This is a genomic window from Stenotrophomonas sp. 116085_Sma, assembly GCF_056479585.1.
The window spans coordinates 183,671-207,953 of sequence record NZ_CM151057.1 but is presented as its reverse complement, the minus strand read 5'-3'; the positions used below and the strand labels follow the sequence as shown (position 1 = coordinate 207,953).

The following is a 24,283-nucleotide window of genomic DNA, read 5'->3' as shown; positions in this document are numbered from 1 at the left end:
AAATTCCAGCTGAAAGCGCTTGGTAGCGACGGGAACAAACGCCGCTATATTCCAGCTTCCCCAGACGAAGGAGGGAGTGCAATGAACCTGAACCCGCAACACATGAAGACGGCCCGCGCACTTGCTGTAGCGCTCATCGCCACCGTCAGCCTTGGCGCCTGCGCCTCTTACAAGAACGAGTTTGCAACCATCAACTCGCGTCTCGATCAGCTCGACGTAAAGGTGCAGGGTGCTGCGCAGAGCGCGGAGTCCGCCAACCAGTCCGCGCAGCAGGCCAACCAGCGTCTGGACCAGATCGAAGGTCGCGTGCAGCAGCTTGAAAGGGCACCGGCCGGCCGCAAGCCGCGCGGGTAATTGCTCCCTCACTGTTTGAATTGATCCACCTCTGTATCGGGAGCCAGTGGCCTTCGCCGGCCACTGGCGTCCTTCCACCCAGGATTGCATTGCAAGGAGCCGTCCCATTCGTACCTACTCCTCCCCTGCACGCCGCGCCCTCCATGCCGCACTGGCCATGGCGCTGGTCGTTGCATGCAGCGGCGTAGCCAACGCCAGGGACAAGGACGCACCTGCACCACCGGTGGCCGCCGTTGATGAACTTCCACCTGACCAGGGCGTGTCCGAAACGGTGATCGAACTGGCCGGCTGGGTGGTGGCCAGCAAGGATAACCAGGGCTATCCGTTTGCAGTCATGGACAAGGCGGCGGCGCAGGTTCTGATCTTCAGCGGCGACGGAAAGCTGCGTGGCGCGGCACCGGCGCTGTTCGGTTCGGCCATCGGCGACCACTCCGCACCCGGCGTCGCCAAGCTCGCACTGAGCGCGATTCCTGGCCACGACCGCACCACGCCGGCCGGCCGCTTCATTGGTGGCTACGGCCCCTCCGACGATGCCGGGCGCGTGCTGTGGGTGGACTACGATTCGGCCGTTTCAATGCATCCGCTGCCACCGGGCAGCCCGAAGGAGAAGCGCGCCGAGCGCTTGGCATCGCCCACGCCGGACGACAACCGCGTCACCCACGGTTGCATCAACGTCTCGCCCGCGTTCTACGGGCAGATCGTGCAGCCCATGTTCGAGAAGGGCGGCGTGTTCTACATCCTGCCGGACAAGGATTCGATCGCGAAGACCTTTCCGGAATTCGCGCAGAGCCGCGGGGATGCGAAGGACGAAGACGAGAAGGGCGCGCGGCGCGCAAGCAAGTAATACGTCGATCGGCGAATTGGAATTCAGGAAGCCGCAGCCCCTGCGGCCCTCGCCAATGCAGCGGCGTGCGCGGCGCCCTTGCGCTCGCTGTAGCGGTCCACCAGGTAGTCCGACCGCCCTCGCGTCAGCAGCGTGAACTTCACAAGCTCCTCCATCACATCCACCACGCGGTCGTAGTACGGCGAGGGCTTCATGCGCCCATCGTCATCGAATTCCTGCCAGGCCTTGGCCACCGACGACTGGTTGGGAATGGTCAGCATGCGCATCCACCGGCCGAGCACGCGCAACGTGTTGACCGTGTTGAACGACTGCGAACCGCCGCTCACCTGCATCACCGCCAGCGTCCTGCCTTGTGTGGGCCGCACGCTGCCATCTTCCAGCGGCAACCAGTCGATCTGGTTCTTGAACACACCGGTGATCGTCCCGTGCCGCTCGGGGCTGACCCAGACCTGGCCTTCCGACCACTGCGACCACGCACGCAGCCGCTGCACTTCGGGGTGGCTCGTGTCCACGCTGTCCAGCATGGGCAGCGCATGCGGATCGAACACCCGGGTCTCGCACCCCAGGTGACGCAGCAGCCGTTCGGCTTCCAGCGCCAGCTTGCGGCTGAACGACTGCGGCCGCAGTGAGCCGTAGAGCAGGAGGATGCGTGGCGGCCCCAGATCGGCGGCGGCGAGCTGGCGGTGATCGGGCTGGGGCAATGACGATTCCACCAGGTTGGGCAGGTGGGTACTTGTGATCGGCTTATTCATTCGACTATTCTAGAAATATGGAAACGTTGAATGCAATCGCCGCCCTGACTGCCCTGGGTCACGCCACCCGCCTGGCGGCTTTCCGCCTGCTGGTGGAGGCTGGCCCGGCAGGTCGCATGGCGGGCGACATCGCCACGGCCCTGCAGGTGCCCCCAGCCACGCTCAGCTTCCACCTGAAGGAGCTGGTGCAGGCCGGGCTGGTGGAGAGCGAAAACCAGGGCCGCCATGTCTGCTATCGGGCCAACTTCGGCGCCATGAACGGCTTGATCGAGTACCTGACGCACAACTGCTGCGCGGGCTCGCCTGACGCGGAGTGCGCACCCGCAGCACCTGCGTGCAAGTGCTGACACCGCACACGACCTTCCCCATCGAAGCGATTGCCCATGACCCGTTCTGTCCTGTTCCTCTGTACCGGCAACAGCGCCCGCAGCGTGCTTGCTGAAGCCACCCTGCGCGCCTGGGGCGGCGATCGCTTCAGCGCATTCAGTGCGGGCAGCCAGCCCACTGGCCAGATCAACCCCTTCGCGCTGGCCCAGTTGCAGGCCGAAGGAATGCCCATTGAAGGGCTGCGCAGCAAGTCGTGGGATGAGTTCGTGGATGCAGCACCGATGGATCTGGTGATCACCGTGTGTGATGCAGCCGCAGCGGAGGCCTGCCCTGTGGTGTTCGGTGACTTCGTCCGCAGCCACTGGGGCCTGCCCGATCCGGCGGCCGTAGCGGGTAGCGATGCCGACAAGGCCGCAGCATTCGCGCAGGCCCATGCCATCGTGAAGCTGCGACTGCGTGCATTGCTCGCGTTGCCCGAATCGGTGTGGTCCGACCGCACGGCGCTGCAGCAGGCGCTGGACCGGATCGGCCGGCTGCTGCCGACCGACGGCGCGCAGTGACGGTGCCATGAGCCTGTTCGAGCGACACCTGACGCTGTGGGTTGTGCTGTGCATTGCGGCTGGCACCCTGCTGGGCCACGTCCTGCCCGGCGCTTTTGCCGCGCTGGCATCCGCAGAGGTCGCCAAGGTCAACCTGCCGGTTGCGGTGCTGATCTGGCTGATGATCATCCCGATGCTGCTGAAGGTCGACTTCGCTGCGATGCGCCAGTTGCAGCAGCACTGGAAGGGCATCGGCGTAACGCTGTTCATCAACTGGGCGGTCAAGCCATTCTCGATGGCGCTGCTGGGCTGGCTATTCCTGCGCCATGCCTTCGCCGACTGGTTGCCAGCAGCACAGATCGACAGCTACATCGCCGGGTTGATCCTGCTGGCAGCCGCACCCTGCACCGCCATGGTGTTCGTGTGGAGCAACCTGTGCCGCGGTGATGCCAACTTCACCCTGAGCCAGGTGGCGTTGAACGACGCGATCATGGTGGTTGCCTACGCGCCGGTGGTTGCACTGCTGCTGGGCCTGTCGGCGATCACCGTGCCGTGGGATACGCTGCTGCTGTCGGTGGGCCTCTACATCGTGGCGCCGGTGCTGGTGGCTGCGTTGCTGCGGCGCTGGATCCTGATGCGTCGTGGCGAGGCAGCGTTGCAGCGGGTGCTTCGCAAGCTTGGGCCCGTCTCGCTGTGTGCGCTGCTGCTCACACTGGTCCTGCTGTTCGGCTTCCAGGGCCAGCAGATCGTGAAGCAGCCGCTGGTGATCGCACTGATTGCGGTGCCGATCCTGATCCAGGTCTATTTCACTTCCGGCCTGGCTTACCTGCTCAATCGTCGCCTGGGCGTGGCGCATTGCGTGGCCGGCCCTTCGGCGTTGATTGGTGCCAGCAACTTCTTCGAATTGGCGGTTGCCAGCGCGGTGGGACTGTTCGGCGTGCATTCGGGGGCGGCGCTGGCCACCGTGGTGGGCGTGCTGATCGAGGTGCCGGTGATGCTGTCCGTGGTGCGGATCGTGAACCGTACTCAGGGCTGGTATGAGAGGCGCGGGGAGCGCTGACAGATCAGGCGCGCGGCCAGCGTGGTCCTGCGGTGTCGATGTCCGATCCGACGTGCCGCTGTCGCTATTGCCTTGGTGATGCCGCCCCACGCCACACCCTCAACTTCGATCCGTGTCGCATATTGCCAAAGCCGCTGCGGCCATTGCGCCGCCTCGATCTTCGGCAACTCAACAGCATGCAAGAATGCTGAAAGCGTCTTCGATCGAATGCTGTTTGCAACTTGTCTGATTGGCGTTGCGCAGCGACGGCGGTACAGATGACGTGCCACCGGAAAAGGGTGGCCGGGACTCGAAAACCCGTCAGATCACGAACGTTGTTTTGCGCTTGCCGGCCGGCGTCACCTTGTGTGGCGCCGGTCGGTAATCCGTCTGCCGGCCATGGCGGGCGGAGCGTGGAGGCCTTGCGCCTGCCGGTCTTGTTCGTGATCTCCCGGTTTTCGAGCCACGTCTCCGCCTGCCACCTCTGCGTGGCGGCTGCCGTCTGTCCTGCACGGAGCCCTTGCCATGAGCACACCCGAATCCTCCCGCCTGCGCGCGCAGTACGTGCCCGCCAACGCGGACGCGCCCTCGGAAACACCGCACCCGCACGATCCGCACGGTTTCATCGCCACGCTCGACCGCATCGGCAAGGGCGCGGCCGCCGACGGCCAGCCCTGGCCCGAACGTCATCAGATGCCAGGGCGCCGCATGGCGCTGGCCGACGCGGACTGTGCGTTGGCCGGGCTGCGCGTGGCGCTGGAAATGCTGCTGGCTGCCGAGCGCGTGCGCCAGAACGGACCCGACAAGGAGTACGTGGGCGACCGCGTGATGGAGGGCCTGATGATGGCCAGTCTGTCGCTGGCCGCACAGGTCAGTGCACGCATGCGGCCGGAAGGGTGATACGGGGAACAACGCTCACTGCAGCGCCGGGCACGGCCCGGCGCTGCAGAGCGCGCCACATCACTCGCAGAGCGCGCTGTCTTCCTTCAACGCGGCATCCTGCAGTGGCTGGCGCTGTTCGATCTGCGCACGCTGTTCCGCCGTCGGTTCGCCCAGCCACCACACACGGCAGCGCGCGGTAAGACGGCCGACCAGCTTCGACTGATCGGGCGAGTACAGCATCGCCAACGCGGTGCCGGGGCAATCGTAGGCCTGGCAGGCGGTGTAGAACCACCACGGCTCGCCCTGCAGCACTACCAGCTCGCCAGGGCCGCTGGGTCCGCTCAACAGGCGCTTGCGCAGCGACGGAATGTCCTTGTCGGTGGATTCGGCGTCCTGCGTGCCCTTCATCAGCGCATCGAACGCGGCCAGCACCTTCGGGTCCTTGCGGCCGCAGTCGTCCACGGTGTTGCCGCCCACCAGGGTGAAGAAGTGGGTCGCCAGCGGATTGTCCGCGCAGGTCAGTTCGCCGCCGGCGTCCGGGTCTTCCGGTTCGCCTTCGTTGTCCCACACCGCGGGATCCACGCCGTCTTCGATGGACGGTTCCTTCTCGACCACGGTGGCCGTGGCGGCCGGTGCTTCAGTCGTCGGCGCTGGCGCCGCAGCAGGTGCAGTCCCGCCAGTCTTCTCAGGTGCCTGCCCGCAGGCTGCCAGCAGCGCCGCCATCATCGCCATCCCTGTGATCCGCATCTTCATCGCGTGTCCTTGTCTGATCTGCGCTGCATCCGCCGAATTGGCGGCCGCGTGATTCTAACCAGCACCGCGCTAGGATGCGTTTGTAGCTTCCCGTCATCGCCTGGAGCCGGACGCATGCGCCGTACACCACTCGCCATGATCTTCTGCAGTGCCCTGCTGCTGGCAACGCCGGCAATGGCGTTCGGAGCTGAAGGCTCGACGCCTGCGCGCCTGGCCGATACAGCAGTGCCCGCGCCACTGGAGCGCGTACTGCGCGATTACGAGCAGGCGTGGCGCACCGGTGATGCCAAGGCACTGGCTGCGCTGTTCGCCGAAGATGGCTTTGTGCTGCAGAGCAACCAGCCGCCGGTGCGCGGCCGCAGCGCGATCGAGGCCGCGTATGCCGGCCAGGGCAGCAGCCCGTTGCGGTTGCGCGCGTTGGCGTATGCAGTGGAGGGGAACACGGGTTACATCATCGGTGCCTACGGCTACGGCAACAACGTGGGCGATACCGGCAAGTTCACGCTCACGCTGAAGCGTGAGGGCGATGGGCCGTGGCTGGTCTTTTCGGACATGGACAACGCCAACGCGCCGCCACGGGCGCGGTGATCGGGCGTTGCAGTAGATCCACGCCATGCGTGGATATGCAGCGCGCGTGATGCCAAGCAAGCTTGGCACCCATCAATGCCTGTCTCCGGTCCGGCACCCGCATGGGGTACTCCCTGATGAAAAAACCCCGGCGCGAAGCCGGGGTTTTTCGATTCACTTGAACAGTGTGTCCGGGTATTCCGGTTTCTGTTCCCGCGCCAGCAATGCGCGCAGGCCTTCTTCCGGTGTCTGCTCGCCGTGCAGTACGGCGCGCACGCGGTCGGAGATCGGCAGGTCGATGCCATGGCGGCGTGCCTGTCGCATCACTTCGTCGGCAGTCTGCACCGACTCGACCACCTGGCCGATTTCGCGCACGGCATCCTGCAGCGTCTGGCCACGGCCCAGGGCAAGCCCCAGGCGGCGGTTGCGCGACAGGTCGCCGGTGCAGGTCAGCACCAGATCGCCCAGGCCGGCCAGGCCCATCAGCGTTTCCGGCTTGGCACCGATGGCAGCGGCCAGGCGCAGCATCTCGTTGAGGCCACGGGTGATCAGCCCGGCACGGGCGTTGAGGCCCAACTGCATGCCATCGGCCACGCCGGTGGCCACGGCCAGCACGTTCTTCATCGCACCGCCCAGCTCGGCACCGACCATGTCGTCGCCGGTGTAGGCACGGAACGCCGGGCCATGCATCGCCTCGGCCACCGTCTGCGCGAACTCGGGCACGTCGCCATGCACGGTGATCGCGGTCGGCAGGCCTTGGGTCACTTCCTTGGCGAACGACGGGCCGGTGACGACGGCCAGCGGCACGTCCTCGCCCAGCACTTCGCGCGCTACTTCATGCAGGAAGCGGCCCGAACCGGGTTCGAAGCCCTTGGTGGCCCAGGCCACGCCGGCACCGGCCGGGCGCAGCGGCGCCAGCGAACGCACGGTTTCACCGAAGGCGTGCGACGGGGTCACCACCAGGATCCAGGCCGCGCCCTCCACCGCCGACGCCAGGTCGGTGGTGGCACGCAGGCTGTCCGGCAGCGGGATGCCCGGCAGGTAACGCGGGTTCTCGTGGCGCTGGTCGATGGCTTCGACCACGGCAGCGTCGCGCCCCCACAGCACGGTCGGGTGACCGTGCCGTGCGAGCAGGCTGGCCAGCGCGGTTCCCCAGGAACCGGCGCCCAGCACGGCGATCTTGTCAGCGGTAGTGCTCATCCGTGACGTCGCGGCAGGAATCAGGCGTTGCCGGCCGGCTCGGAGTCAGCCAGCGACGGTGCGTCGCCCTGCTCCTGGCGCTGGCGCAGGGTTTCTGCGTACAGGCCTTCGAAGTTGATCGGCTGCAGGAAGAACGGCGGGAAGCCGCCGGCCTGGATCAGGTCGCTGACCAGCTGGCGCACGTACGGGAACAGGATGTTCGGGCACTGGGTGCCGAGCAGCACGTCGATCGACTGCGGGTCCAGGCCGACCAGGCCGAACACGCCGGCCTGCTTCACTTCGGCCACGTAGGCGGTGCGCTCACCGGCCTGGCAGGTCAGGGTGACGGCCAGCACGACTTCGAAGGCGTTTTCACCCAGGCGCTGCACCTGCTGGTTCAGGTTCAGCTGCAGCTCCGGCTGCACCTGGTCATTGAAGATGGTCGGAGCGTTCGGCGACTCGAAGGAGACGTCCTTGACGTAGATCTTCTCGACGGTGAAAGCGGGGCCGGTGGCGGCATCGACCGGCGCAGCAGCGCCGTTGGTGATCTCTTCGGACATTTCCAGTAACTCCAATGAATGCAATGAAAACGATGGTCGAATTACTGCGATGGGGGCGGCATCAGGCCCATACAAGGCCGGATCCGCCACCTGCGGCAATCAGTTGCGGCCCTTGACCAGCGGCAGCTCGGCCTGCTGCCAGGCGGGAATGCCGCCGTCGAGCACGTAGACCTTCTCGAAGCCGGCCTTCTTCAGTGCCTTGGCGGCGGTTTCCGAGGCGTTGCCGCTGCGGCACACCAGCACCACCGGCGACTGCTTGGCATTGGCCACCAGCTTGTTGTCCGGGCCGAAGGCACTGGCCTGGGCGTTGCGGCTGCCGGCAATGTGGCCCTTCTCGAAGTCACCGCTGGCCGACAGGTCGACCACCACCGTGCCACCCGCGTTCATCAGCTGGGTCAGTTCGGCGGGCTTGATGCCCTTGAAGCCCCGGAACAGGCGGCGGATCTCGGTGACGATGATGGCCACGGTCAGGCCGACCAGGGCCGCGGACAGCATCGGGTTTCGGCCTGCAAAGGCCAGCAACTCTTCGTAATTCACTCAGGTCACGGGTCGATTAAGCGGGCGCCGATTGTCGCACAAGCCGGACGCGGCCCGTCACTGCCCCTTCCACAGGTCCGGCAGGCCGGCGGTCTGCCACCAGCGCTTGGCCTCCGGATCCCAGCGCCAGCGCTCGACCACCATCACGGTGCGTTCGGCCTGGGTGTTCTGGTTGATCACCCCGATTTCGACCCGGCGCTCGACCAGGCCGCCTTCCAGCGCCGCGCTGCTGCGCTCGCGGTAGGACGACACGCGCAGCTGCGCGTAGCGGTTGAGCTCGAACTCGGTGGGCGGCTTTTCCTTGCGCTGCTTGGGGTCCAGATAGCCGATGGCATCGTCCATGCTGCCCCAGCGGATGGTCGCCCCATAGGCGATCTGGGTCTCTTCCAGCAGCTTTCGCTGCTTGCGGCTGAGGTCGTCGGCCGAGGCGGCGGCGCTGGCCAGCAGCAGGGAACAGATCAGGAACTGGATGAGGCGGCGCATCGGTGGTTTCCCCAGAACGTCAGCCTGCCATCCTACCCTCTGGCGAAGGCAACAAAGCGCCCGCTGAACTCGGCGGCGGGCTTGCCATCGGCGCCGGGCTGGGTGGCGATGATGCTGATGCGGGCCTTGCGGCGCTGGCGGAAGGTATTCAGGAAGGCGTCCCAGCCGCTGGCTTCGGCCGCTTCGGCATGGGCATGCAGGTCTTCGTAGACCGGGGCCAGGTAGCGCAGGTTGCTGTCGGCCACGTAGACCTCGGCATCGTGGCCGGCCAGGCGCAGGCGCAGGCTGACCAGTGCCCAGCCCGACAGGGTCAGCACCGAGGCCAGGCTGCCACCGAAGGCATTGCCCTTGTCGTTGACGTTGGCGGCCAGCGGCGCGGTGATGCGCAGTACGCCGTCGGCATAGCCGTCGAGCTGGATCTGCATGGCGCGGACCGCCGGCATGCAGTCCAGCACGTCCTGCAGGGCGGCCAACGAGGAAGTCAGGGCATCAACGGACATCGGAGCAGCGACCACGACAACGAAGGGCCCGCATAATGCAGGCAATGGCCGACCATACGATACCCACTGGCGCTGCCGGTTCCGAGGCGGGCTGGACCTTCATTTCGCTGCGCCCGCGGGGCCAGAATGCGACGCTGCGCCGCGCCGTTGCTGGGCTGGGCGGGCATGTCGTGGCCCTGCCGCCCTGGCGCTTGCAACGCCTGCAGGGCACGCCAGTGGTGCGCCAGCTGCAACGCGCGCTGAACTGCGATCGGGTGGTGTTCACCAGCCCGGCTGCGGTGGCCGCAGCCGCCACGCTGCTGCCGCTGGCCGAGGCGCAGCGCAGTCCCTGGCTGACGGTGGGCGAAGGCACCGCGCGCGCGTTGCGGGCGCAGGGCATTGACCAGGTGCATGCACCGCAGCGGATGGACAGCGAAGGCCTGCTCGCCCTGCCGGTTCTGGCGCAGGTGCAGGGCCTGCGCATCGGCCTGGTCACCGCCCCCGGTGGACGCGGCCTCATTGGTGCGCAGCTGCAAGCGGCCGGCGCCACCCTCGAACGCGCCGACGTCTATCAGCGCCGTCTGCTGGGCCTGCCACCGCGTATGTTGGCCCGGCTGGAGCGTTCAGCGTATCCCTGGGTGCTTGCGGTCAGCAGTGGCGAAGCGCTTCAGCATTTCTGGCGCCAGATTCCGCCTGTGCTGCAGCACCGCCTGCGGGCACATGCCAGCATCGTGGTCGCCAGCGACCGGCTGGGTGAACAGGCTCGCGGCCTGGGCCTGCACCGGGTCGTGCGCAGTGCCGGGCCAACCACTGAACAATTGGTCGCCGCTGCACACGCCACGCTCACCGGCCCGGCAGCGACCTGAACAGGGACGTGCGTCACGCTTGCCGCTGCCGTCGGCAACAGTGATGCTGTGCACAACGCGGCCTGCCGGAACCGACTGGCAACACAGCCGACAAGGAAGCCCGATGAACGACACTCCGCCCGCTGCTCCACCCCATCGACCCGTGCGCTGGCTGCTGCCGCTGGCCGGGGTGGTCGTGCTGGGTGCGGGCGGCTATGCCGGCTGGTACTTCTGGCAGCAGCAACAGGAAGAGCAGTACGCGCAGGCGCAGACCACCGCCGTGCAGCTGCAGGGCCTGGAAGCCACGCTGGACGCGCTGCGCCGCGACCAGCGCGCGACCAGCCAGCGCCTGCAGGATGCGGCGGCCACCAACCGCGTGCTGCGCGACGAGATGCTGGGCCTCTCGCAGCGCAGTGCGCTGCTGGAAGAGAACCTGGCCAAGCTGGCCGACAGCGCCAACCAGGGGCGCCAGGCGGTACAGCGCGATGAGGCCGAACTGCTGCTGACCCAGGCCGCGCAGCGCCTCAACTACGCCGACGACGTGGACGGCGCGCGCCGCCTGTACGCACAGGCTGCCACCGCGCTGGCCGACCTTCCCGACAGCGAAGGCCTGAACCTGCGCCAGGCGCTGGTGCAGGAGCGCGATGCGCTCGATGCACTGGGCGCCGGCCCGCGCGTGCAGTCGCTGCAGCGCCTGGATGCCTTGGCCAAGGCACTGCAGGGGCTGCCCTCGCACGTGACCGGCAACGCTGCGACCGCCCCCGCAAAACCATGGTGGCAATCGACGCTGGCCCCGTTCGTGGACATCACACCGAGCCGCCAGAACGGCCCGCTGACCGCTGCCGAACGCCGCAATGCCGACGATGCATTGCAACTGGAACTGACCCTGGCGCGCGCCGCGATCGAACGTGGCGACCGCGCCGGCCGCGATACCGCGTTGGCACGCGTGGAGCACTGGGCACAGCGACGCTGGCCGGATTCACCGGCCCTGCGCGCGCAACGTGCTGAACTGAAGGCCTTGCGCGAGCTTCCGCTGCAGGCCAGCAACGCCGTTCTTGGCAGCACCCTGCAGCAACTGCGCACCCAGACCGACCGGAGGTAATCCCGCATGAAACCCCTGCAATCCCTGGTCGTGCTGTTGCTGGCCGTGGCCATCGGCGTGGTCGCCGCGCAATGGCTCGGCGCCGATGACCTCAACCGCTTCGGCGAAGTGACCCTGCGTTACGGCGGCTACGACTATCACAGCAACCTGCCGAAGGTAGCGCTGCTGTCGGTGATCGCGGTGCTGGTGCTGTGGCTGCTGTGGAGCCTGATTGCCGCACCGTTCCGGGCCTGGGGCCGCTACCGCCGCAAGCAGGGCCGGGTGCGCCTGATCGACGGCCTGCAGGCATACGAACATGGCCAGTGGCAGCGTGCCGAGAAGCTGCTGGACGGCGCGGCCAAGGACCCGGAAGTGAGCGCGGTGGCGCTGGCCAACGCTGTGCGCAGCGCACAGGCGCGTGCCGACGGCCCCGCCGGTGAAGCACTGCTGCAGCGCCTGGGCGAAAGCGATGCCACGCTGCAGGCGCTGCTGCGCGCCGAACAGCTGTTGGCGCGCGACCTGCCGGTGGATGCGATCAATGCCCTGGACGTAGCGGCAATCCAGCCGCTGCCGCCACGCGGCCTGTGGCTGCGTACCGAAGCGCTGGCCCGCGCCGGCCGCGCCCACGAGGCCTATGGCCAGCTGGGTGCGCTGCGCCAGAGCAAGGTGCTGCCGACCGACGCGAACAGCGAACTGGAAGCACGCCTGGCGGCACAGGCGCTGCTGGAAGCGGCCGACGTCAATGCGCTGGCCGCGCAGTGGGAGGCCACGCCGAAGGCGCTGCGCCCCACCCCGGACGTGGTGGGCGCGTATGCCAGCCGTGCGGTAGCACTGAACTGGGACGAGCCCGCGCTGCTGGCGCTGGAACAGGCCCTGGACCATCGCTGGGACGACGAGCTGGTGGCGCTGTATGGCCGACTGCCGGCCGAGCGCCTGGCCACCCGCCAGAGCAACCTGGCGCGCTGGCGCAACGTACATGACGACTCGGCCGCGCTGCGCCTGGCACAGGGCCGCGTGGCGCTGGCCCAGCAGCAGTGGGATGCCGCCGATGCGTTCCTGCACGAAGCCATCGCCGCGGGCGCGGGTGCGCCGGCATGGGAAGCGCTGGGTGAACTGTTCGCGCAGCGTGGCGAACACGCGCTGGCCGCGCAGTGCCTGGCCAATGCACTGCGCCTGCAGCGTGGCGAGGACAGCGTGGAGCTGGTTCGCGGCATTGAAGCGCCGTCGCGGGCCACGGTGGAAGAGCAGCCGATCGCGGTGCAGCCGCCGGTGTATGACGCCAACGAAGAGCGCGACGAATTCGGTAATCCGCGGTTGCCGTAAGCATGGCTGAGGTGTGCCGGCCAACGGTCGGCACCCACCGGAGCAACCAACGAAAACGCCGCCCATCGGGCGGCGTTTTCATATGTGGAACCCGGTAGTCGCCAACCTTGGTTGGCGTGTGGTCGCAACAATCAGCGTTCGACGATCGCCACCACACCCATGCCGCCGGCGGTGCAGATCGATACCAGTGCACGGCCGCCGCCGCGTTCGGCCAGCTGCTTGGCCGCCGTTGCGATCACGCGTGCGCCGGTGGCGGCGAACGGATGGCCGGTAGCCAGCGACGAACCCAGCAGGTTGATCTTGTCCGGGTCGATGCGGCCCAGCGGCGCGTCCAGGCCCAGGCGGTTGCGACAGTAATCCTCGCTCTCCCACGCACGCAGGGTGCACAGCACCTGCGCAGCGAAGGCTTCGTGGATCTCGTAGATGTCGAAGTCCTGCAGGGTCAGGCCATTGCGCTTGAGCATTTCCGGCACGGCCACCGTCGGCGCCATCAGCAGGCCTTCGCCGTGCACGAAGTCAACGGCCGACACGTGGGCATCACGCAGGTAGGCCTGCGGCTCATGGCCGTGCGCACGCGCCCATTCCTCGCTGGCCAGCAGCACCGCGGCAGCGCCATCGGTGAGCGGGGTGGAATTGGCGGCGGTGAGCGTGCCGCGGCCGGAGACCTTGTCGAAGGCCGGCTTCAGTGTGGCGAGCTTTTCCAGCGAGGTATCCGGGCGCAGGATGTTGTCGCGCTCGACGCCACGGAACGGTGCGATCAGGTCGCTGAAGAAGCCACGCTCATAAGCGGCAGCCAGCTTCTTGTGCGAGGACACCGCCCACTCGTCCTGCGAGTCGCGCGAGATGTTCCATTCCTTGGCCATGTCCTCGCAATGGTCGCCCATGCTCTTGCCGGTGCGCGGCTCGGCCACGCCCGGGAACTCGGGCTTCAGTTCGGAGAACTTGAAGCCGGCGGTGAGCGCACGGATCTTGTCGCCGGTGCTCTTGGCACGGTTGGCAGCCAGCAGGCGCGCACGCAGCTTCTTGCCGTAGACGATCGGCACGTCGGACGTGGTATCGGAACCGCCGCCGATGCCCGATTCGATCTGGCCCAGCGCGATCTTGTTGGCAACGGTGATGATGCTGTCCAGCGAAGTACCACAGGCGCGCTGCAGGGTGATGCCCGGGGTCAGCGGCGACAGGCCGGAGGACAGCGTGGCTTCGCGGCCCAGGTTCCAGTCGCTGGAGTGCTTGATCACCGCACCCATCGCCACTTCACCGAGCTGCTGGCCATGCAGGCCGAACCGTTCGACCAGCGCGCCCAGCGTACGGACCGACATGCCGAGGTTGCCGACATCCGAATACGCGGTGTTCTGGCGGCAGAACGGAATGCGGACGCCACCGAGGATGGCGACGGGACGAGCGTTGGGCATGGAGATACCTGGCATGGATGAGGGTGTCTGCAACATGGCCTGCACGACGGAGCAGGCATAATGGAGCCAAGTGTAGCTGCCGCCCTGTGATGGGCCAACCGTGGAACCATGAGCAAACCCGACCCCGCGATGAATGCCCTTGGCGTGCTGGCCCTGGAACTGGCCGGCGGCGAAATCCCCCGCCAGGCGGTGCTCAGCGCTGAACAGGCCGGTGAACTGGCCGAACGCGTCGGCCGCGACCTGTCCAAGCTGGTGCCGCAGGTGGCCGAGCTGGACCTGGTGTTCGCTGCCGCCCATTTCGACCCGGCCGAAGTACTGCGCCCGGGCTGGCCGATCCATCGCCGCCTGGAAGAACTGCAGATGCGTGCCCCGGGCCGCAACCAGGGCCCGCGCCTGCTGGCGTTCGGTACCGATGCCAACGGTGACGTACCGCTGCCGTTCCAGGCCGATGCCAGCCTGGTGGGCGGTGGCCTGCGCGTGGTGCCGTTCCTGCTGACCGGCAGCGACGTGGCCACCACCAATGCAGTGGCCAATGCGCTGGAAGAGACACTGCTGGCCAACGGCATGGCGCATGCCGACACCGCGTTGATGGCGCAGAACAGCTTCGGTGCCCGCATCGAGCACGCGCGCTATTTCACCGTGAACGACCTGGCCGCGATGATGTCGATGCAGTACGACAACCAGGGCCTGGCCGCGCTGTGGCCGCTGATCGAGACCGCTATCATGGCGCCGGGCGAGGACGAGTGGCTCAACGCCGCGCCCGAGCCGCTGCTGCGTTACACCCATGGCGAGGCACGCATGGCGCTGTTCGACCCGGCCGGCTGGTGTGCGCACTACAACCACGGCAAGAACGACTGCGACCGCCTGAAGGGCATCTACGAGCAGTTCCTGATGCGCCAGCGGCAGATGGCCGCGGTGCTGGAAGCACACGGTGTGCCGGTGCTGTTCGTGCATTGCGAGGCCGGGCAGGACGCGCGCGAGCTGCTGGCGCGCTGACAGGAAACGGGCGGCGCGTGTTGTAGCGCCGAGCCCATGCCCGGCTCAGGCCGCCTGCAGAGCAGCCGAGCGTGGCTCGGCTCTACAGGCGGCACGTGCTTCTTACGGGGCCTTCTGGATCACCGCACAGGCCAGGCGCGCGCCGGCGTTGCCGGTCGGCTGGGTCTTGTAGTCATCCGCATCGGCGTGGACGATCAGGCCGCGGCCGATGATGTCGAAGTCATCACCCTTGCCGATGTTGACGTTGCTGGAGACCGGGCCGTCGATGGTGGCCACGCCCTTGTCGTCGGCCTTGATGTTGGGCATGTCGCCGCCGTGGTGCGGATCGGTGGCAACGTTGCCGTGATCCTGGTGGCCCGGGTTGAAGTGGCCGCCGGCGCTCATGCCATCCGGCGCGCTGCAGTCACCCTTCTCGTGGATGTGGAAGCCATGCTCGCTGCCCGGCTTCAGGCCGCTGATCTGGCCGGTCACGTGAACCTTGCCGTCGACCACCTTGAAGGTGACGCTGCCCTTGGCTTCGTTGCCCTGGGTCGGTGCCAGCTCGGCGGTGGCCGAAGCATCGGCGGCCGGTGCGGCGGCCGGTGCCGGTGTTGCGGCCGGTTCGGTGGTGGCGCCGTCGGCCGGTGCGGCCGGCGGGGTTTCCGCCTGCGGTGCGGCGGGCTGCTGGCCGCAGGCCGCCAGGCCCAGCGCGGTGATGGCGGCGAACAGCGAAGTGTGGATCAAACGCATGGAATCTCTCCCTGGATGATGCCTGCAGTGATCAGCGGACAACCCGGATCACGCCGCAGGCGATGCGGACGCCGGCATTGCCGGCGGGCTGGCTGCGATAGTCGTCGGCGTTGGCATGCACGACCAATGCACGTCCGGCGATATCGGTGGCGGCGCCTCCGCCAAGGGTAACGCCCTTGAGGTGGATATCGACGTTGGCGCGGCCCTGGGCGTCGGCACGCAGATTGTCCATGTCGCCCAGGTGGTGCTTGCCGGTGCCGGCGCGGCCATGCGCGGCGCCACCGGGGTTGAAGTGGTTGCCGGCAGTGCTGGCATCCACCGCGCTGCAGTCGCCGCGCTCGTGGATGTGGAAGCCGGCCTGCTGCATTGGCTGCAGGCCACCAATCAGGCCGGTGATGTGCAGGCCACCGGGCTCCGCCATCAATGCCAGGCGGCCACTGACGATGCTGGCCGAGGCCGGCGACAGATTGGCCTCAGCCTGTTTCGCGGCGCTGACCACGGTCGGCGGCGGCGGGGTGGGCTCGGCCTTCTTCGGCGCACTGCCACAGGCAGACAGCAGCACGGCGGCGGACAACGGCAGGATGGCAGAGGACAGACGCATCGAAGACTCCTTGCAGGTGACACTACGGACGGCATCGTCCATGAACGATCAACGGTTCGGCAAGCGGGCGCGAGGATCGCGTGCAGGGGCCGTTCAATGGCCCCCGCGGCGACGTCCGGCGCCCAGCTTGCGGGTAAGGGTATTGCGGCCCAGGCCCAGGCGGGCAGCGGCTTCTGCGCGGCGCCCATGGGTGATCTGCAGCGCGGCCTCCAGCAGCGCATGGTCGACCCGCTCGCGCACCTGCGCATGCAACCCTTCCACGCCTTCGGCCAGCTGCCGGCGTGCCCACTCGGCCAGCAGCGCTTCCCACTGCCCCGGATCGGCACCGTGCGCGGGGCTGCGGCGGCCATGCGCGCGATTGAGCGCGGTATCGACGTCGGCCACGCCGATGGTGTCGGCGGCGGCCAGCGCGGCCATCCGCCAGCACACGTTCTCCAGCTCGCGCACATTGCCCGGCCAGTCGTGCTCGCGCAGCGCCTGCAGGGCCGCGGCGGTCAGGCGCTTCGGCGGGGTATCCAGCTTGCGTGCGGCGGCAGCCAGGAAGGTGCTGGCCAATTGCGCGATGTCCTCGCGGCGCTCGCGCAGTGGCGGCAGCTGCAGGCGCACCACGTCCAGGCGGTGCAGCAGATCAGCGCGGAACTTCCCCTGCGCGACCAGTCCCTCCAGATCCTGGTGGGTGGCGGCCACCACGCGCACGTCGACGCGGATCAGCTCGCGGCCACCCACGCGGAAGAACTCACCCTGCGCCAGCACACGCAGCAGGCGGGTCTGCAGCGGCAACGGCATGTCGCCGATTTCATCCAGGAACAGCGTGCCGCCGTCGGCCTGCTCGAAACGGCCGATATGGCGGCGCTGCGCGCCGGTGAAGGCACCGGCCTCGTGGCCGAACAGCTCGCTCTCCAGCAGTTCGGCGGGAATCGCCGCAGTATTGAGCGCGACGAACGGACCGTGCGCGCGGGGTGATTCACGATGCAGCGCATTGGCCACCAGTTCCTTGCCGGTGCCGGTCTCGCCGGTGATCAGCACCGCCAACGGCGCCTGTGCCAGGCGACCGATGGCGCGGAACAGCGCGCGCATCGGCGGGGTATCGCCCACCAGTTGCGGCGGCTGGTCGCTGTGCGTTTCGGCGGCAGGCGTGGGCGTGGCCAGTGCCGGTGCCACAGCCGGCAGCACGCGCTGTGCCAGCGCCACCGCATCGTCCAGATCAAACGGCTTGGACAGGAACTCATGCGCGCCACCGCGGAATGCCCCCGCCGTGCTGGCCACATCGGTGTAGGCGGACATCACCACCACCGGCAGCTGCGGCAGCGCGGCCTTGAGCTTGTCCAGCAGCACCAGGCCGTCGTCGCCGGGCATGCGTACATCGGTGAACAGCAGTGCCGGCGGCGGGCCCTCGCTCAAGGCCTGCAACGCAGGCGCGGCGCTGTCGAAATCGACGACCTGGTAGCCCGCCTCACGCAGCGCGGTGCACAGCACGAAGCGCACGGCGCGGTCGTCGTCGACCACCCAGATGCGCTGCGGGGACGAAGAAGACTCAGACATCGCGCAGGGCCTCCTCGGCCGGGGCGGCGCCGTTGCCGATCGGCAGCAGCAGGGTGAACACGGTATGGCCCGGGCGCGAGCGGTAGGTCAGCGTGCCGCGATGCTCGCGCGCCACCTGCTGGGCCAGCGCCAGTCCCAGACCGGTGCCTTCGGCGCGGCCACTGACCAGCGGCAGGAACAGGTGCTCGGCCAGTTCTTCGGGCACGCCACGGCCGTCATCGGCGATCTCCAGGCGCAGCGCCAACGTATGCAGCTGTTCGGCGATGCGCACGCCATGCTCCACGCGGGTGCGCAGGGTGATGTTGCCCGCACCGGCCTGGATCGCGTTGCGCACCAGGTTCCACACCGCCTGGGTGAGGCGGTCGGCGTCGCCGTGGAATTCGGGAATGCTGGGGTCGTAGTCGCGCTGCAGGCGCACCGCCCAACCGGCCTCGTTCTCGGCCAGGCGCAGCACGCGTTCCAGCGCGGCATGGATGTTCAGTTCGGCGTGCGGCGCCGCCGGGGCCGGCGACAGCAGCTGGTCGAGCAGGCCGTTGAGGCGTTCGATCTCAGAGCCGATCAGTTCGATCAGCTCGCGTTCGCTGGCGTCGCGCTGGGCCGCGCGCCGGGCCAGCAGCTGGGCCGCGCCCTTCAGCCCGGCCAGCGGATTACGCAGCTCGTGGGCCAGCCCCTTCAGCGCCGCACTGAGTGCGCTGGGCAGGGCCTGGGTCGGGTCGAGCCCGGGGAACTCATCGACCGGATGCGCTTCCAGCAGCCAGCCGCCATCGTCGCGGCGGCTCATCCAGCCCTCGGCGAAGCGCGGCGCCTCGCCGGGCACCGCCAGCGCCAGCCGGTTCAGGCGCAGGCTGTCGCGCTCGTCGCGGGCCAGGAAGTGGGCCAGCGCCTCCCCCTGTACTTCCAGCGCGGCCAGCGGCTGGCCGAGCAGGCGACGACCACTGACACCCAGCCAGCGGCCGAAGGCTGGATTGCAGCCGATGATGCGGCCATCAGCGCCAGCCCAGGCCAGCGGCGTGCCAAGGGCATCGAGGGACGGCGGGGATACGGGGTCGGACATTGCACCAATGTAGTGCAAAAAACGGCTATGGGGTCAGAGCCCTTTCCGTTCGGAAAGGGATCCGACCCCGGGACCAGCGGCGTCAGACCGGATAGCCGGTGGCCAGCCGTGCCTTCTTCCAGGCGCTTTCGAACTCGCGCGCGGAGATCTCGTCGTCCTCATCGAAATCGAGGAACGACACCGGCTGGTCGGCCAGCGGGAAGCGGTCGTCGCTGTGGCCGTGTTCGTCGGCCCAGACCGCCGTCGTGCCGTAGGTCTCCACCTGACGGACGATCTTCTCGCCGCGGGCTTCCATCAGCACGTTGCCCTTGCCCAGGCCCGATTCGGCCCAGTGCTTGTAGTACTTCTTTGCGGCGGACTTCGCGCCGGATTTTGCGTTGTGCTTTGCGTAGGTCATTGCAGGGGTCCTGGCCGCAGGCGCGGCCGGAAAGTACGGAATGGCGCCATTATCAGGCATCCGGGGTCAGAGCCCTTTCCTTTGGAAGGGATCCGACCCTTGCCGGTTCAGTTCGGCAGGGGCACGCCCTTCGGCCACAGCATCCAGATGTTGCCCTTCTGCTTCATGTCGCCAGCCAGCTTGCCGGCGGCATCGCCGCTGCCCCAGTACAGATCGGCGCGCACTTCACCGGCAATCGCGCCGCCGGTGTCCTGCGCGGCCACCGGGCGCACCACCGGGGTGCCATCCGGGCGCGTGGTGGACAGCCACAGCAGGCTGCCCAGTGGCACCACGGTACGGTCCACTGCCACGCTGTAGCCAGCGGTGAGCGGCACGTTCAGTGAACCGCGCGGGCCTTCCGGGCTGTCCGGGTTGCGCACGAAGAACACGTAGCTGGGATTGCTGCGCAGCAGTTCCGGCACGCGTGCGGGGTTGGCCCGGGCCCAGGCGCGGATCGCATCCATGGTGACGTCTTCCTTCTTCAGCTGGCCCTGGTCCACCAGCCAGCGCCCGATGGCGCGGTAAGGGTGGCCGTTCTGCTCGGCGTAGGCCAGCCGCACCTGCGTGCCGTCGGCCAGGCGCACCCGGCCGGACCCCTGGATCTGCAGCAGCTGCAGGTCCATCGGGTCGGTCAGCCAGGCCAGTACTGGCGCCTTGGCGCCCTTGGCCGCGATGGTGCCGGCATCGTCGTAGGGCTTGAGCACCTTGCCCTCAACACGACCACGCAGGCGCTTGCCCTTCAGTTCCGGGTAGAGGCTGTCCAGCTGCACCACGATCAGATCATCGGGCGTGCCGTAGACCGGCACCGTCGCCTTGTCGGTGCGGGTGAGGCTGCCGGGGTAGATCGGCTCGTAATAGCCGGTGATCAATCCGTCGGCCTGGTGGCCACCTGCACGCAGGGCGTAGACATCGAGGTCGCGCTGCAGGAACTGGCGGATCGCGGCCGGATCCTTGTCTGACACCGCTGCGGCAGTGGCGCAGGGCCGGGCCCAGACAGCGTCGTTCTTCAGGCGGGTGCAGCTGCTGCGCCAGGCCACGAAGCCGGCCTGCAGATCAGCATCGGAGACCGGCGGCAGTGCGCTCCACTCGGTCTTGGCGTAGGTGGCGGGCGACGGGGCAGGCACCGCTGCGGGTGGTGTTTCCAACGTGGAGCACCCCGCCAGCACTACGAGGATACCCAGGCTCCAGTACCTGCGGTTCGATTGGGTGTTGAATGTGGTCATCGGTCAAATGTAGTGCAAATGACCCGCTGCAGAGCGGCTTTTCCATGACGTTTACCAACTCATCCGCTTCAGGATCGCATTGCCCGATAGATGATGCTTGACCACGGCAGCAATGTGCAGGAACAGGAGCCCAGCAAGCAGGACGCATGCATATCGATGTGCGGTATTGAACGCCATTGTCATCTGCGGGTCGGTGATGGGCTGTGGGAAAGTCACCAGGTTGAACACGTTGATCTCCCGCTCCATCATCAGCACGCCGGTCAGCAGCACAACGATCGTGACAAGATACAAAGCTGCGTGAGCAATCAACGCGGCCCATTCCGCTCCGCTGGCGGGCACATCCCCATGATTTGAGACGGCAATCACCACGCGTACGGCAAACAACGGAATCAACACCGAGGTGATGGATACGTTGAAGAAGCCGATGGCTTCCGCGACGGTATGCGGCACGTCAAGGAGCGCTACGGAGAAACCACTGATGGTGGCCCAGAGGATGATGACTGCAGAGATCCAGTGCAGCAGCACCTGGGCTTTGGAGTAGCGCATGGGAGGTGATTCGCTCGATTGATGAGGTCGGGCGACGTTAGGCATTCACCTCCTTGAACAACATCGAATGGATTGCAAAAAGATCTCGCAGCCATCCATTCAGTGATCCCGATCAGATTCCCGAGGGACCAGCCCGTTGCCGGCCACAAGCCGGTGGCCTGTTTACGGCGTCTGCAGCAGCAGCGAATGCAGGATGCGGGCGTCCTCGGCGTCCAGCGTCATCGGCAGGTCGTCGCGGCCTCGGAAGCGGCGGTGGAAGGCGGCGACGGTGGCTTCGCGGTTGTCCAGTGGATAGCCGAAGCGGGCCAGCGCATTCCACGCGTCGAAGCCTTCCGGTGCTGCCCCGTCGGCCGCGCGCGGCCAGACGCCGAAGCCGGCCTCGGCCAGCTCCTGCCACGGGAAGAAACGGCTGGGATCCTGCTTGCGCGTCGGCGCCAGGTCGGCATGGGCGATGACCTGGCGCGGCGGGATGTTCAGGCGGGTGGTGAGGTCGCGCAGCAGCACGATCAGCGATTCGATCTGCGCCGCACTGAACCGGCTGCGGCCATCGTTGTCGAGCTCGATGCCGATCGAAGCCGAGTTGAGATCGGTGATGGTGCCCCAGCGCCCGGCACCGGCGTGCCAGGCACGGCGCTCATCGGCGACCAGTTGATAGCGATGGCCATCGGAGCCGACCAGATAGTGCGCACTGACCGGCCCACCACTGTTGGCGGTACGCAGCGTATGCAGGCTCTGCTGCACCGACTTCTGCTCGGTGTGGTGGATGACGATGATGAGTGGCGTGCGCGCGTTCTGGTTGGGTGACGGCACCCAGGTGGCGAGCGGGTTGTGCTGCACGGGCGCGGTGGCGGTGCAGGCCGTCAGGGCGAGCGCCAGCAGTGCGGAAACCAGAAGGCGGGGGCTGATCATGGACGGATTGTAACCATGGACTGCAGCAGTCGTTCGGCGCGACGTGCCGATCTCCCAGACACCCCTTGGCCCTGAAACCGGATATTCGACAACCACAATTCGCCTAATGACCCGCACGAGCACATAGAAACAATTGCACGCAAACACCTCGCCCGACACTAGCCACAACCCCACTCTCCAATGACAACCAAAATAATCAAAAACCCACAACCTCAATCAGACCACAAAGTACCAATCAGTATCCGCAAACAACCAACATCAAACTATCACTTCAAACACCAATTCATCCCTAAAAAGTGTAAGTCTTGAAACTTCCGCAATGGACGCAAGGTCTCTCCGGGTCGTCGCTTCGCGAACTACTCCCGATATGAGGATCTCATCAAAGTATGAGGCAACACCACCAACCCATCCCCCCACTGCCTCATCAAGCAACCTTTCGAGACCAGGTGAACACACATCCATCCTAAGATCAGAAAATTGATGATCACGACTATCCACCAGAAAGCATTCCCTACCACGAACAACAAGAAAAGCCCTCAACGAAACAACACTTCCATACAGAGCCGTAAAATCAATGCAAGAGAATTTTTCGAAACTATCAGACATTAAAAGCCACCCACTTTCCATTAGTAATTTCTTCGCCAGAGAATTTTCTTCCAAACTCATCATCGCAGTGCTTCAGAACTGCCCGCCTTCGCACCCTTCCCGAGGCCTCCGCTCCCTTCGATTATGGTAACAGCGCCATATTTTCGAAGCAGTACCTTCGAAAGTCCAAGCCCCAGCTCAGCTGACGATTCCTTCGAGAAGAGGCCGCACTGATCAATCGTCCTGTCAAGATTCCCGGCCTACTCCGCCAGTGCAGCTACAGTGTGTTCTTGAGGCAGGATATAGACCGGCTGGAGCCCCCACTCTCAAAAATCAGCTCACGATAGGCACGTCCGTTCAGGGAGTGGCCGAACGAGGAAAGCGCCTCGCTACTGTGACCAAGTTCATCGAACAGCCCAAGCACTCCGGGCCACGAGCCGTACTTGTAGGAGACGGCCGCATTGACAAACACCTGACACGCAGGGCTCGACGAGTTCGCGCTACACACCGATAGCAGCCCGTAGTCCATTCGCTCCGACAGTTGCTTAACAACATCACGCACCGTCTTCTGGCATGAAGTGTCGCCGCCGCACTCGTCGAGCTGCTGCTTCATTGCACGAGCCTGGTCTTCCGCAAGGAAGTTGTTCTCAACCGAATTCTTGGCAATCCCCGCATTCAACGTGATCCCAGCCAGATCCTGCGCTAACAAGCCACCCGCCAGTACTCCGACCGCGTGCGACAGCGCCAGCGCCACCTCCTTCTGTTCCGGGCTCAGCTTGGCGGGGTTTCCGCCGGTCAACGAATTGGTCAGCACCCTCGCGGCCAACTCGCCGCCGGTCGCGGACACCGCTTCGGTTCCCGCGCTGCCTCCATTGGCTTCCGCCAGCGGCGCACCCAACACCGTATGCGACAGAAAGTGCAGAGTCGCATTGGGATCGCTGCCGTGGCTCGGGTCCAGCTTGCTGCCGATGAAGTAAGCGGCATATGGCGCCAGTGCATTGGGCGCGACCTGACCAGCGCCCTGTCCCGCCACACCACTCACCAGCGCCGTCGTCACTGCGTTCAGTGCACGGTTGTAGTCATCGAGGCGCCCCACTTCCCCGCGCCGCTGTATGCCTGGCTGTCAGCCGCCGCCACCTTGCTGCGCACAGGCACCCGATTCCATCGCCCTCAATCACAGGCCGTGTTGATCTTCATCATTCGTCCAATCCGCGGCCAGATCAACATGTAGAAGGCACCCGCGGCCAACCCAATGAAAAGCATGATGCCAGCGCGCCCGGGAGCCCACTCAAGCCAAAAGGAAGGACTGGTCCAGACCTTTATCCAAGCGCCAGGAGAGAAGGCACCCTCGAACGCGAGCCACGCCAACAAGGCACAGACTGGTGCAGCTACAACATGGCGAGCTTTGAGCCGCGGAAGAAATTTATCCACAAGCATAACCCCAGGCACACCGAAGATGAGGCCCAACACAGCAGCTATGGCGCAAACCAGCGATGCGAAAATTGCAGCCTGCGAAAGACTGCCTATCCGATAACTCAGCGGAATGCCTATGAATAAAGCCCCTCCAAGCGCGGAACTGGCAATCACGGACACAATCTTTGCCCCCAACTCACGCTCACTCACTGGCAGACCTCCACCATCTTTCCATCAGGGCCCCGGTAGCTCATGCGTTTCTGCCTCGAGGGAAAAGTACTCCAAAGCCACTG

At 66.5% G+C, this 24,283-nt stretch carries 30 protein-coding genes; 11 read left to right on the top strand and 19 right to left on the bottom strand.

Annotated elements, in window-relative coordinates:
• Positions 1–81: 81 nt before the first annotated feature.
• Both ACZK0Z_RS00955 and ACZK0Z_RS00950 read left to right on the top strand, forming a co-directional pair.
• Positions 82–354 (top strand): hypothetical protein, encoded by a 273-nt coding sequence (locus tag ACZK0Z_RS00955; protein ID WP_010487149.1) that lies wholly within the window; start codon positions 82–84, stop codon positions 352–354.
• Positions 355–511: 157 nt separating this feature from the next.
• Positions 512–1,198 carry a L,D-transpeptidase family protein gene (locus ACZK0Z_RS00950; protein WP_049429831.1) on the top strand — a complete coding sequence of 229 codons (687 nt, stop codon included), beginning with the start codon at positions 512–514 and terminating at the stop codon, positions 1,196–1,198.
• A 23-nt stretch (positions 1,199–1,221) separates the two neighbouring features.
• On the opposite strand, the gene arsH is transcribed toward ACZK0Z_RS00950, so the two are convergent.
• On the bottom strand, positions 1,222–1,950 hold the full coding sequence (gene arsH, locus ACZK0Z_RS00945) for an arsenical resistance protein ArsH (protein ID WP_197632175.1): 729 nt from the start codon (positions 1,948–1,950) through the stop codon (positions 1,222–1,224).
• A gap of 17 nt (positions 1,951–1,967) precedes the next feature.
• Between arsH and ACZK0Z_RS00940 the strand changes: the two genes are divergently transcribed.
• From ACZK0Z_RS00940 to ACZK0Z_RS00925, 4 genes are all read left to right on the top strand, one after another.
• Positions 1,968–2,297: an ArsR/SmtB family transcription factor gene (locus ACZK0Z_RS00940; RefSeq protein WP_049429833.1), complete on the top strand. Its 330-nt coding sequence runs from the start codon at positions 1,968–1,970 to the stop codon at positions 2,295–2,297.
• A gap of 36 nt (positions 2,298–2,333) precedes the next feature.
• Positions 2,334–2,837 carry an arsenate reductase ArsC gene (locus ACZK0Z_RS00935; RefSeq protein WP_049429834.1) on the top strand — a complete coding sequence of 168 codons (504 nt, stop codon included), beginning with the start codon at positions 2,334–2,336 and terminating at the stop codon, positions 2,835–2,837.
• Between the two features lie 7 nt (positions 2,838–2,844).
• The gene (gene arsB / locus ACZK0Z_RS00930) at positions 2,845–3,876 is read left to right on the top strand and encodes an ACR3 family arsenite efflux transporter (RefSeq protein ID WP_049402852.1); all 1,032 of its coding nucleotides are present in this window, start codon (positions 2,845–2,847) and stop codon (positions 3,874–3,876) included.
• 504 nt (positions 3,877–4,380) lie between these two features.
• A complete protein-coding gene (locus tag ACZK0Z_RS00925) occupies positions 4,381–4,755 on the top strand; it encodes a hypothetical protein (RefSeq protein WP_080354663.1) in 375 nt (124 codons plus the stop codon).
• Between the two features lie 60 nt (positions 4,756–4,815).
• Here ACZK0Z_RS00925 and ACZK0Z_RS00920 read toward each other — a convergent pair whose 3' ends face one another.
• Positions 4,816–5,490, bottom strand: coding sequence for a hypothetical protein (locus ACZK0Z_RS00920; RefSeq protein ID WP_197632176.1), 675 nt, complete (start codon positions 5,488–5,490; stop codon positions 4,816–4,818).
• A gap of 135 nt (positions 5,491–5,625) precedes the next feature.
• Here ACZK0Z_RS00920 and ACZK0Z_RS00915 point away from each other — a divergent pair, with 135 nt between their 5' ends.
• Positions 5,626–6,078 (top strand): SgcJ/EcaC family oxidoreductase, encoded by a 453-nt coding sequence (locus ACZK0Z_RS00915; protein WP_197632201.1) that lies wholly within the window; start codon positions 5,626–5,628, stop codon positions 6,076–6,078.
• Between the two features lie 153 nt (positions 6,079–6,231).
• On the opposite strand, the gene ACZK0Z_RS00910 is transcribed toward ACZK0Z_RS00915, so the two are convergent.
• The 5 genes from ACZK0Z_RS00910 to ACZK0Z_RS00890 form a co-directional block, all read right to left on the bottom strand.
• Entirely contained in the window at positions 6,232–7,257 is a 1,026-nt protein-coding gene (locus ACZK0Z_RS00910) for an NAD(P)H-dependent glycerol-3-phosphate dehydrogenase (protein WP_197632177.1), read from the bottom strand.
• 20 nt (positions 7,258–7,277) lie between these two features.
• Positions 7,278–7,796 carry a protein-export chaperone SecB gene (gene secB, locus ACZK0Z_RS00905; protein WP_004153553.1) on the bottom strand — a complete coding sequence of 173 codons (519 nt, stop codon included), beginning with the start codon at positions 7,794–7,796 and terminating at the stop codon, positions 7,278–7,280.
• Positions 7,797–7,895: 99 nt separating this feature from the next.
• Complete coding sequence (locus tag ACZK0Z_RS00900) at positions 7,896–8,333, bottom strand: rhodanese-like domain-containing protein (protein ID WP_004153552.1); 438 nt, start codon at positions 8,331–8,333, stop codon at positions 7,896–7,898.
• A gap of 57 nt (positions 8,334–8,390) precedes the next feature.
• A complete protein-coding gene (locus ACZK0Z_RS00895) occupies positions 8,391–8,816 on the bottom strand; it encodes a hypothetical protein (protein WP_049429838.1) in 426 nt (141 codons plus the stop codon).
• A gap of 32 nt (positions 8,817–8,848) precedes the next feature.
• Positions 8,849–9,316: a YiiD C-terminal domain-containing protein gene (locus ACZK0Z_RS00890; RefSeq protein ID WP_100443740.1), complete on the bottom strand. Its 468-nt coding sequence runs from the start codon at positions 9,314–9,316 to the stop codon at positions 8,849–8,851.
• A gap of 35 nt (positions 9,317–9,351) precedes the next feature.
• Here ACZK0Z_RS00890 and ACZK0Z_RS00885 point away from each other — a divergent pair, with 35 nt between their 5' ends.
• From ACZK0Z_RS00885 to ACZK0Z_RS00875, 3 genes are all read left to right on the top strand, one after another.
• The gene (locus tag ACZK0Z_RS00885) at positions 9,352–10,161 is read left to right on the top strand and encodes a uroporphyrinogen-III synthase (protein WP_049429840.1); all 810 of its coding nucleotides are present in this window, start codon (positions 9,352–9,354) and stop codon (positions 10,159–10,161) included.
• Between the two features lie 103 nt (positions 10,162–10,264).
• Complete coding sequence (locus tag ACZK0Z_RS00880; protein ID WP_049429841.1) at positions 10,265–11,242, top strand: uroporphyrinogen-III C-methyltransferase; 978 nt, start codon at positions 10,265–10,267, stop codon at positions 11,240–11,242.
• Positions 11,243–11,248: 6 nt separating this feature from the next.
• Entirely contained in the window at positions 11,249–12,544 is a 1,296-nt protein-coding gene (locus ACZK0Z_RS00875; protein ID WP_197632178.1) for a heme biosynthesis HemY N-terminal domain-containing protein, read from the top strand.
• 131 nt (positions 12,545–12,675) lie between these two features.
• Here the strand turns inward: ACZK0Z_RS00875 and ACZK0Z_RS00870 are convergent, their stop codons facing one another.
• A complete protein-coding gene (locus tag ACZK0Z_RS00870) occupies positions 12,676–13,971 on the bottom strand; it encodes an acetyl-CoA C-acetyltransferase (protein ID WP_100443738.1) in 1,296 nt (431 codons plus the stop codon).
• Positions 13,972–14,064: 93 nt separating this feature from the next.
• Between ACZK0Z_RS00870 and ACZK0Z_RS00865 the strand changes: the two genes are divergently transcribed.
• Positions 14,065–14,952: a hypothetical protein gene (locus ACZK0Z_RS00865; RefSeq protein ID WP_049429844.1), complete on the top strand. Its 888-nt coding sequence runs from the start codon at positions 14,065–14,067 to the stop codon at positions 14,950–14,952.
• Between the two features lie 102 nt (positions 14,953–15,054).
• On the opposite strand, the gene ACZK0Z_RS00860 is transcribed toward ACZK0Z_RS00865, so the two are convergent.
• The 11 genes from ACZK0Z_RS00860 to ACZK0Z_RS00810 form a co-directional block, all read right to left on the bottom strand.
• Positions 15,055–15,681 (bottom strand): superoxide dismutase family protein, encoded by a 627-nt coding sequence (locus ACZK0Z_RS00860; protein WP_197632179.1) that lies wholly within the window; start codon positions 15,679–15,681, stop codon positions 15,055–15,057.
• 31 nt (positions 15,682–15,712) lie between these two features.
• Positions 15,713–16,282, bottom strand: a complete 570-nt coding sequence (locus ACZK0Z_RS00855; RefSeq protein ID WP_197632180.1) for a superoxide dismutase family protein — start codon at positions 16,280–16,282, stop codon at positions 15,713–15,715.
• 93 nt (positions 16,283–16,375) lie between these two features.
• Entirely contained in the window at positions 16,376–17,824 is a 1,449-nt protein-coding gene (ntrC, locus tag ACZK0Z_RS00850; protein WP_049429847.1) for a nitrogen regulation protein NR(I), read from the bottom strand.
• Positions 17,817–18,878 (bottom strand): two-component system sensor histidine kinase NtrB, encoded by a 1,062-nt coding sequence (locus tag ACZK0Z_RS00845; protein ID WP_049429876.1) that lies wholly within the window; start codon positions 18,876–18,878, stop codon positions 17,817–17,819. The genes ntrC and ACZK0Z_RS00845 overlap by 8 nt, the downstream gene beginning before the upstream one ends.
• Positions 18,879–18,960: 82 nt before the next feature.
• Entirely contained in the window at positions 18,961–19,275 is a 315-nt protein-coding gene (locus ACZK0Z_RS00840) for a hypothetical protein (protein WP_197632181.1), read from the bottom strand.
• A gap of 107 nt (positions 19,276–19,382) precedes the next feature.
• Positions 19,383–20,537: a murein transglycosylase A gene (gene mltA / locus ACZK0Z_RS00835; protein WP_049429849.1), complete on the bottom strand. Its 1,155-nt coding sequence runs from the start codon at positions 20,535–20,537 to the stop codon at positions 19,383–19,385.
• A 51-nt stretch (positions 20,538–20,588) separates the two neighbouring features.
• On the bottom strand, positions 20,589–21,083 hold the full coding sequence (locus tag ACZK0Z_RS00830; RefSeq protein WP_049429850.1) for a cytochrome b: 495 nt from the start codon (positions 21,081–21,083) through the stop codon (positions 20,589–20,591).
• A gap of 162 nt (positions 21,084–21,245) precedes the next feature.
• Positions 21,246–21,992 carry an N-acetylmuramoyl-L-alanine amidase gene (locus ACZK0Z_RS00825; protein WP_197632182.1) on the bottom strand — a complete coding sequence of 249 codons (747 nt, stop codon included), beginning with the start codon at positions 21,990–21,992 and terminating at the stop codon, positions 21,246–21,248.
• Positions 21,993–22,250: 258 nt separating this feature from the next.
• Positions 22,251–22,658, bottom strand: a complete 408-nt coding sequence (locus ACZK0Z_RS00820) for a hypothetical protein (RefSeq protein ID WP_197632183.1) — start codon at positions 22,656–22,658, stop codon at positions 22,251–22,253.
• 196 nt (positions 22,659–22,854) lie between these two features.
• Positions 22,855–23,673 carry a VENN motif pre-toxin domain-containing protein gene (locus tag ACZK0Z_RS00815; protein WP_157804768.1) on the bottom strand — a complete coding sequence of 273 codons (819 nt, stop codon included), beginning with the start codon at positions 23,671–23,673 and terminating at the stop codon, positions 22,855–22,857.
• A gap of 74 nt (positions 23,674–23,747) precedes the next feature.
• Positions 23,748–24,200 carry a hypothetical protein gene (locus ACZK0Z_RS00810; RefSeq protein WP_197632184.1) on the bottom strand — a complete coding sequence of 151 codons (453 nt, stop codon included), beginning with the start codon at positions 24,198–24,200 and terminating at the stop codon, positions 23,748–23,750.
• Positions 24,201–24,283: the final 83 nt, after the last annotated feature.